Below are 1,637 nucleotides of genomic sequence, written 5' to 3' on the forward strand. Positions count from 1 at the left end.
GCATCTTGTCTTTGATAGAGACAGCCAAGCGGTTAGGTCGCTGTCCGCAGGAATGGCTGAGGGCCGTGGTCAGTGCCTGCATAGAGAAAACAGACTACCCGCTCCCGGAAGAGTTGTTGTCAACATCCTCCCGGTGAACGGTTACGTATCGACTTCCCAATCTCCCACACGGCTCCGCTCATTGACTATCGCAGGGCGTTCATCAATCGATACCGGATTGGGAATGACACTGCGTTTGCTGTTCTTACCCTTGCGATAGCGTTTGTGACCCTGACGCAGATGCCGGTATAGCGTGCCACCGTTGGCCTTGTCGCGTGCCACATAGCGGTATATCCACTCGTGGCTAACCGGGCAGTTAATCATGTCTCCAACGCCACTGATTTGCTCGGGACTCCAGTCCGCGACCAGCGCCATGCAAACAAAGTCGATGGTATCAGACGGGACAGTACGCTTCTGACTCGTCAGCCGTCGTGCCGTGGCAAGTTGGTGAGCCTGCTGCGGCTGATAGGCCTGCCCAGCACAATTACGACGAAGCTCACGACTGATAGTCGATGGATGAACCCCGAGCTGTTTGGCAATGCGGGCCTGTGACAGGCCATGGTCACGGAGGCAGGCAATCTGGTATCGTAGCCCCTCGGTCAACTGCTGGTATTTCATGGTGTATCGCTTTGTTTCTTTGGCGAGAAGAAGCGTACCCTAACTGGTAGTTGACCGCCTCTCTCCTATGCACCATGGGCATTGCACTTATTATCTGAATTCACGGTTGCTAAAAAGTGAGCGCCCCGATTGACGGGTTGGCGTCGATGGCTAACCGGAGGTATTCCATGAGCGACCATACCCTGCTGCCCCATCTTAAATGCGAAAGGGGACTCCCTCCGACGTAGGTGGGAGGGGAATTTCGCCGGGGCGTCAGCCCCGCTGGTTTTGAATGTATTGCTTGATCACCTCCAACGGTGCTCCGCCGCAAGAGCCCGCAAAGTAAGAGCGTGACCAGAGTACGGGTTTGCTGTAAGCACCTCTCAAGTCCAGAAATTCATTACGCAGTCGCCTTGATGTGACCGCCTTTAACGAGTTCACCAGTACCGATAGCTGTACCGTTGGCGCGTACTCTATCAGCATGTGAACATGATCAGCCTCTCCGTCACACTCTTTCAGTTCCGCACCAAAATCTCTGCAAACCTCTGCCGCACACTGACCGAATGAAGCGTGATGCAGTTCCCCCAATATCGGCTTTCGATACTTGGTGATAAACACCAAATGTACGTGCAAAGCGTTGGCCGCATGGCGTGATTTATTAATTTTAGTGAATTGCATTCTGTCACTCAATCGGGCTTAATAGATATGGTAATAATGCTGCACACTGAGTGATAAATGCAAATTCTGAAAGCCTACAAATTCCGACTCGAACCGACCGAACAACAAGCGCAACGCCTGCGCCAGTTGGGCGGTTGTGCTCGTTATGTCTGGAATCACGGGCTGGCAGAGACAAAGCGCATTCTGGATGCTGGCGAAAAACTGCCTTCTGCCTTTGAGCTGAACAGGATGCTCACCAGTTGGAAGAAAGACCCAGAAATGGCCTTTCTGGCCGAGGCATATACCGACAACCTCCAGCAGAAGCTCAAGGATTTGCATGGCGC

Annotated in this window: 2 protein-coding genes and 1 pseudogene; 1 reads left to right on the plus strand and 2 read right to left on the minus strand. The window is 53.1% G+C overall.

The window, feature by feature from the left end; genetic code table 11:
* Positions 1–144 precede the first annotated feature (144 nt).
* Both J9889_RS19530 and tnpA read right to left on the minus strand, forming a co-directional pair.
* Positions 145–657 (minus strand): annotated as a pseudogene (locus J9889_RS19530) (IS30-like element ISAeca1 family transposase); the annotation flags it as partial.
* A 252-nt stretch (positions 658–909) separates the two neighbouring features.
* Positions 910–1,314 carry an IS200/IS605-like element ISAs26 family transposase gene (gene tnpA, locus J9889_RS19535; RefSeq protein WP_210557776.1) on the minus strand — a complete coding sequence of 135 codons (405 nt, stop codon included), beginning with the start codon at positions 1,312–1,314 and terminating at the stop codon, positions 910–912.
* A gap of 57 nt (positions 1,315–1,371) precedes the next feature.
* Between tnpA and J9889_RS19540 the strand changes: the two genes are divergently transcribed.
* The coding region (locus tag J9889_RS19540; protein WP_210557778.1) for a helix-turn-helix domain-containing protein at positions 1,372–1,637 on the plus strand (266 nt) is incomplete at its 3' end.

The sequence above is a fragment of the Aeromonas sp. PrichA-15 genome, from assembly GCF_017939245.1.
In the GTDB taxonomy this organism is placed as follows: domain Bacteria; phylum Pseudomonadota; class Gammaproteobacteria; order Enterobacterales; family Aeromonadaceae; genus Aeromonas; species Aeromonas caviae.

Coding starts and splice junctions, on each gene's coding strand:
- tnpA (WP_210557776.1), bottom strand. CDS start 1,314: ATGCAATTCACTAAAATTAATAAATCACGCCATGCGGCCAACGCTTTG.